This is a genomic window from Clostridium coskatii, from assembly GCF_001675205.1.
Taxonomy (GTDB): domain Bacteria; phylum Bacillota; class Clostridia; order Clostridiales; family Clostridiaceae; genus Clostridium_B; species Clostridium_B ljungdahlii.
In genome coordinates, this window is sequence record NZ_LROR01000081.1 from 1 (window position 1) to 6,507 (window position 6,507).

Consider the following 6,507-nt stretch of genomic DNA (forward strand, 5'->3'; position numbering starts at 1 on the left):
ATATGTGAAAGTTCTACATACGGCTTAGATACAACTGCATTGTCCAATTTGCAAATAGTTGCATTCATTATAATCCCCCCGTCATAATAACAATTTCCAATTCAACCTTGCATTATTATAGGAAAGTCCATTAACATTCTTCTATTTTCCCATTATAGAAGAATATCATACTTAAATAATCATAGCTTGAACTTTATTTTTTTGATTGAAGGACTCCCTTTCAACTTTTATAAGTTCTGCTACAATACTTATTGCTATCTCTTCAGGAGTTTGCGCAAATATAGTAATACCTATAGGGCTGTGTACCCTTTTTAAGTCTTTCTCTGTATATCCTTCATCTAAAAGACAGTTATATACAACTTCTTTTTTGGCCTTACTTCCTATCATACCTATATATTTTGCATCAGTTCTAAGCATTTGCCCCAGCACTTCCTTGTCATAGGCATGCCCCCTAGTGACTATTACTATATAACTGTTATTATCCACATTTATATATTTAAGTATATTTTCAAAAGAAGGAACTACTTTTACTTCTTCAACATCTTTAAATCTCTCTCTATTTGCAAATTCTTTCCTATCATCTATAACAATAGTTTTAAAATCCAATATTTTTGTTACTTCTGCAATTTTTTGTGATACATGTCCTGCCCCTATTATATATAGGGTTTTACAATTTAAAACAGGTTCTATTAAATAATGTCCCTCCTCTAGATCAATATACTGCATAGTAATATGTTTAAATTCTTCTCTTATCTTTCTTATTACATACTGAACTTTCTCGTCTTCTTCACCATAAAGTGATGATTCACTACAAACCCATTTATCTATACCTTTTATGCTCTTTCCTTCTTCAGGGATCCTGGTTACAATTACAAAATTATCACCTCTTCTCTTTAACTTCTGAACATTTTTATACATTTCCACCATCTTATTATCATTGTAATCCACATATTCCAAAAGCAGTTTAATGTCTCCACCACATGCTGCTTCTAGTTTTTCCACTCTTTCACTAGTAAGTGAACATTTTTTAATTATATATGCACCATTTTCAAAAACTTTTGAAGACAATTTTATAGCTGCAGCTTCAAATATACCCCCACCTATGCTCCCTATAACTGAAAAATCCTTTTTTATAATCATCTTGGTGCTCTCTTCTCTAGAGGCAGATCTCGATTTTTTTAAAATAGTAGCTAAAACAAAGTCTTCCTTTTTATCCAAAAGCTCATTTATTGTTTCATAAATATCCTCCATAATTACCCTCTCCCCCTATTATCATGTACCTTTTCTTCATCACTATCTATGCTTCAAGGGATGTCATTTTCATTTTGACTTTGCAATTTCTATAAATATAATTTCCTCCTGCATCTGTAATGTTATACATACAAAACGGTATAAGTTTTCCTTCTTCACTTACTACATGAATACAGCAGTCCTTTACTCTTTCTAAATCCACATTCCAGATATCTTGAAAGGCCATGCCAGATATACTAAAAGAATAATTATTTATGTTGTATAATATTTTATCCCAGCTATCAATTTTACTAGATTTCACCTTTGTATTAGGATTAGTGACTTTTCTAGAAGACCAGTTTCGTGAAACAAACTCTTTGGCTTTTCTTGCCCCTTCTTCTGCCTTCTCATTTTTGCTGCAGCAACTTTTAGAGTTATTTGTAACATTTATCAATTCTTTTTTATCTTTATATATATAATTGCCATGAAAAGAGCAAAGTGCATTTTCACATCCAGGAGGTTTCATGCTTTCTATTTTAAATTTTCCAAGTGTTTGTTTTTCTATATTTTCTATGATTTCAGGTAGGGTAATTCTTTGTTCTTCTTTAGGAATAAATGGTACCCTTCCAAAATAACTCACAGGTTGAAAATGTACTCCCCTTACTGCCGGCATATTATTCAATCCAAAATTTATAATTTCCCCTATATTATCCTCATTTATTCCGGGAACTATAGTTGGTACAAGAACTACACCTATATTATGCTTTCTACAGTTTTCTATAGCTTTCACCTTAAGGTTTAAAAGTTCAGCTCCCCTTAATTTTCTATATATCAAATCCGTTGTACCATCAAATTGTAAAAAAATCGAACTAAGTCCTGATATCTTTAATTTTTTAACATACTCCTCATCTTGTGCCATGCGTATACCATTGGTATTCACCTGTATGAATTTGAATCCAAGTTTCCTTCCTAATTTTACTATATCAGGTAAATCATCTCTAATCGTAGGCTCTCCCCCTGACAACTGTACATTACAGCTTCCAGAAGACTCTAGTAATTTTTTATACATAAATTTTATTTTTTCTATGGAAATATCTTTTTCCTTACCTGCATAAGAATCTGCAAAACAAAATTTGCACTTTAAATTACATCTTTGAGTAACTTCTATTAAAGCTGTACATGTATGCTGCCTATGCTCACTGCAAAGGCCGCAGTCAAATGGGCATCCTTTTTGGACATTTGTAGAAGGATTTTTTATATAAGCCCTTTCTTTATTTCTAATCCATTTCTTCATGGAAATATTTCCTTTCCATAAAATAGTCTTAAATTGTCCATGATCTGGACAATATTTTTCCATATAAACTTTATTGACATCTAAAACTTTTTTTGCGTCAATCTTTTTTAAACAAATTGGACATAAACTTTGAGTTTCAGAAATTATATCTACACTTTTCACACATCATCATCCCTATCTCCAAAATCATATCCATACTTACATATTATCTGTTGAATCTTTTCATAACTTTTAAGAAGTATTTCTCCACATTTCACAGGATAATTTATATTACCATTTTCATCAGTTATTTTTTGAATTCCTATTATATCTCTACACTCAGTACTTTCAAATTCTTCTTTAAACCAATTTATATATTCACTTAACATGGGCTGAAAATTTTCACTGTGATATTCCCTCGGCTCACCTTTTCCCGCATAAAGTCCTATAACAGCTATACCTCCAGTTAAAATTCCACATACTTTTTCATCGGATCCAAGCCCCCCACAAAGTCCATTCAAAGCCCTTATCAAGTCTGTATTTTCTGTTTCTTCATCTTCTAAAGCCAATTTAAGAATTATTTGAGTACAGCAAAACCCCGATGAAGCTAATTTATATATACGGAAAGCAGTATCATTCATAACATTCATCCTCCTTTTTCGCTATCATTATAAAATAGCCGGGCTTACAATTTTTTAATAGCTGCTGAAATTCACAACCATCTATAGAGCAGCTAGACACTTTATTCCAAAAAATACTCATGGACCCATAAGTAAATATTGTCTTTACCATAAGTTCTTTTAACATATCACTGCAGTCTTCCAAAAGTTCCACATGAAAACCTATATTTTTAACTATACTTTTAAGTTCATCCAAATTATGAAGACCTCTCATACAGCTATTAACTGAAATCTCATGAAGTTCATGGATAAATTCAGGTTTTCTGGCATATACATCTGTAATAATAAACCATCCACCAGGTTTCAATATTCTAAAAACATCCCCTATGACATTATTTAAATTTTCCATAAGGGAAAGGGTACATTCTGCAAAAACTCCATTGAATTCTGCATTATAAAATGGAATTTTTTCACCTTTCCCACAGATAAATTTTAAATCTTTATATATTTTTTTACCTTTATTTATTAATTTTTGAGAAGGATCAAGGCCAACTGCGCTTATATTATATTTTTTACACAAATAATTTAATGTAGCTCCCGTACCACAACCCAAATCCATTATAGAATCTTTTGAAGAAAGTTTGCAAAATTTTACTGCTTTATCTGTCAATGTAAATCCCCCAGGCCTTAGAGTTTCTCCTGTAATATTTTTCATATCATCACTCTCATAAGCATTACAGCATTTCATTATTTATCCTCCAGTCCTTTTTCCACCTCCAGCATTTTACCTAAGGCTAAATCTTCCTCTATAATTACCATCTTGCACTTAGGACACTGCATAAGCTCAACTTCAAAATTTCCACCAAGATAACAAACTTTTACCTTTTTAAGTTCTAATTCTTTACTACACTTATCACAAATCCATGGAGTTGTTCCTTCTTTGATAACATTCATAATTATTCCTCCACTATTTCCATTCTGTGACTATACACACTTTTAACTAAAATTTCATCCTTGCTTCTTTCATATTCTACCCAATAAGTTACATTACTAATTCTAAGTCTGCATAAATAATGTGAATTTTCAGGATTAAAAAATCTTTCTTTATTTTTTTCGGCATTATCTATGGCTTTTTCTATATCGTCAAGTAAAATTAGTCTATCTTTCATTTGATCTTTAACATTATCAGGTATGTTTAATTTAAACTCATAATGCTCTATTAAATCATTTACTTCCTCATTCCATAGATCTTTCAAAAGTTTAATTTTAAGAAGTGTTCTATTTTCACGCCTGCATGAAAGAGTAGGTATTTTTCTTAAAGCAGCTTTTTCTAAATCATCACTGTAAATTAAATCTAAAATATGAAAAGTTTTTTTACCCTCATCTATAAATAAATCCTTACACATTGAACAATAGACTAAATAATCCAGGTTACTTTCATTTATTCTATCTTTTACAAAGTCCTTTGATTGTTCCTTATTGGCAAAATACACAAGTCCTCCGTAACCACAGCATTTAGTTTTTTCTTTTGAAAATTTAAGTTCTTTTATTTTATATCCCAAAGAAGTTGCTACATTTCGTATACTTTCTTGAATTTCTTTATTATATCTAGTGGAACATGCATCATGTACAGTCAATATCTTGTTTTCTTTTATTTTATTGCCCTCAGGCACTCCATACTTATCCATAACTTCCCATAGAGAGATAAAATTCATATCCCCCATATATTTTTCAAACATACTGTAACAGCTAGAACAGGCTAAAATGAAAGTTGGCTTTCCTGCCTCTTCCCACTTATTTCGTATATCTTTTATATTTTTCTCCAGTAAATCCTGTCTTCCAGCCCAATCCGCCGGTGCACCACAGCAGCCCAGCATTATTCCAACTCCATCTTTGATATTTTCCATAAGATATTTATATATTTCAGGTATATATTCAGGAGAGGATGCAGGCAATTGACATCCTGGATAAAACATATATTTAACTTCTTCATATCCCGGTTGATTTTTTACCATTGAAAAATATTTGCTATTGCTGAATTCCATATCTTTAAGTGCAAAATCATGAGCTGATACAGGCATTTTTTCTCTTTCTACCATACTTTCACGGGTTTCTTGTATTATATCCTTCATGTCTAAATTAGAAGGGCACACTTCACCGCAAAGTCCACAAAGAGTGCAGGAATTAATCATTTCATTTGCATAATGATCTCCTAATATTATAACTTCATTGTGATTTATTTGTCTTATATATTTTTTAGGTGTAATATCATATTTTCTTAAGTGAACACAAACATTTGAACACTCTGTGCACTGACATTTTATACATCTGCCTGCTTCTTTAATGGCTTCCTGTTTATTATATCCTAAAGAATTTTTTTTAATTGCTTCTACGCTCTCTATATCATCTAATTTAAGTTTTAAAGGTGTATCATAAGCGCCTTCATTTTCCCTTGCCACCATAAGAGAAATTTTTTGAAGATACCTATCAATGGATATGACTGCTCTTCTTCCAGAGCTTATTGAAAATATAACTGAACTGTTTTTGTTTACAATTCTTCCTCCTGCAAACAAAGAACTATCTTCTACTTGAAAAGTTTGTGTGTTTACTTTTAAATCTTTTTTCCAAACACTTGTTCCTATATAAACTGCATCATAGCTATTTACTATTTCTTCTAATTTCTTTTCATCTACAAATTCATTGAACTTAATTTTTATATCTTTCTTATTCATTACTGCCAATTCTTCTTCTATTGTTTCCTTTGAAAGTTGATCTCCTTGAAAGTCCCATATCCTGCCGCCTATTTTATCACTTTTTTCATAAATAGTAACCTGATATCCTTTTTTATCTAAATCAAAAGCAGCTGTAATACCGCTTATACCTGCACCTACTACTGCTACTTTTTTCCCATTTCTAGGTATTGGAATCGTTCTTTTTTTAGAAAAAAGACCTATTTTTACTACGACTTTTTCAAGTTCATGTATATTTATAGATCCACCTAATTCATTTCTTACACATGCCTCTTCACAAGGATGATCACATATACTGCCTATTATTCTAGTAAAAGGCATCTTTTTAGTCATAACCTTATAAGCTTTCTTGAAGTCATCTTGTTCTATTGCATCAATGAAAGTTTTTACGTCCATGTGTATGGGACACGCAGATATACAAGCTGAAGGTTTATCTGCAATACATAAATTCTCTTTACCTAACAATTTATTTAAATCCATATAACTCCTTCCCCCTTTTTAAATAAAAGTACGCTCTCGAAAACTCAGAGAGCTTGATTTTTATATAGTATAAGGTTCAGCATCTCTGCTTCACCCCTAATATTTAAGCTAAATTAATATCATATTTTCCAATAAACTTATTACCAGTAGCATC

6 protein-coding genes are annotated in these 6,507 nt (G+C 31.2%); all 6 read right to left on the reverse strand.

Annotated elements, in window-relative coordinates; translation table 11 throughout:
• Positions 1-171: 171 nt before the first annotated feature.
• The 6 genes from CLCOS_RS17720 to CLCOS_RS17745 are packed head-to-tail and all read right to left on the reverse strand — an operon-like array spanning position 172 to position 6,353.
• Positions 172-1,251: an XdhC family aldehyde oxidoreductase maturation factor gene (locus tag CLCOS_RS17720; protein ID WP_063601701.1), complete on the reverse strand. Its 1,080-nt coding sequence runs from the start codon at positions 1,249-1,251 to the stop codon at positions 172-174.
• A gap of 46 nt (positions 1,252-1,297) precedes the next feature.
• Complete coding sequence (gene trsS / locus CLCOS_RS17725; RefSeq protein ID WP_063601702.1) at positions 1,298-2,686, reverse strand: radical SAM (seleno)protein TrsS; 1,389 nt, start codon at positions 2,684-2,686, stop codon at positions 1,298-1,300.
• The gene (locus CLCOS_RS17730; RefSeq protein WP_013239057.1) at positions 2,683-3,144 is read right to left on the reverse strand and encodes a DVU_1555 family C-GCAxxG-C-C protein; all 462 of its coding nucleotides are present in this window, start codon (positions 3,142-3,144) and stop codon (positions 2,683-2,685) included. The genes trsS and CLCOS_RS17730 overlap by 4 nt, the downstream gene beginning before the upstream one ends.
• Entirely contained in the window at positions 3,137-3,871 is a 735-nt protein-coding gene (gene trsM / locus CLCOS_RS17735; RefSeq protein ID WP_063601703.1) for a DVU_1556 family methyltransferase, read from the reverse strand. Before trsM ends, CLCOS_RS17730 begins: the two co-directional genes overlap by 8 nt.
• Positions 3,871-4,077 (reverse strand): DVU_1557 family redox protein, encoded by a 207-nt coding sequence (locus tag CLCOS_RS17740; protein WP_013239059.1) that lies wholly within the window; start codon positions 4,075-4,077, stop codon positions 3,871-3,873. The genes trsM and CLCOS_RS17740 overlap by 1 nt, the downstream gene beginning before the upstream one ends.
• Before the next feature lie 2 nt (positions 4,078-4,079).
• Entirely contained in the window at positions 4,080-6,353 is a 2,274-nt protein-coding gene (locus CLCOS_RS17745) for a pyridine nucleotide-disulfide oxidoreductase/dicluster-binding protein (protein WP_063601704.1), read from the reverse strand.
• Positions 6,354-6,507: the final 154 nt, after the last annotated feature.

What these genes read in the sequence shown, in the direction of transcription:
- CLCOS_RS17720 (WP_063601701.1), bottom strand. Translation starts at nt 1,251, where the DNA reads ATGGAGGATATTTATGAAACAATAAATGAGCTTTTGGATAAAAAGGAA.
- CLCOS_RS17730 (WP_013239057.1), bottom strand. Translation starts at nt 3,144, where the DNA reads ATGAATGATACTGCTTTCCGTATATATAAATTAGCTTCATCGGGGTTT.
- trsM (WP_063601703.1), bottom strand. Translation starts at nt 3,871, where the DNA reads ATGAAATGCTGTAATGCTTATGAGAGTGATGATATGAAAAATATTACA.
- CLCOS_RS17740 (WP_013239059.1), bottom strand. Translation starts at nt 4,077, where the DNA reads ATGAATGTTATCAAAGAAGGAACAACTCCATGGATTTGTGATAAGTGT.
- CLCOS_RS17745 (WP_063601704.1), bottom strand. Translation starts at nt 6,353, where the DNA reads ATGGATTTAAATAAATTGTTAGGTAAAGAGAATTTATGTATTGCAGAT.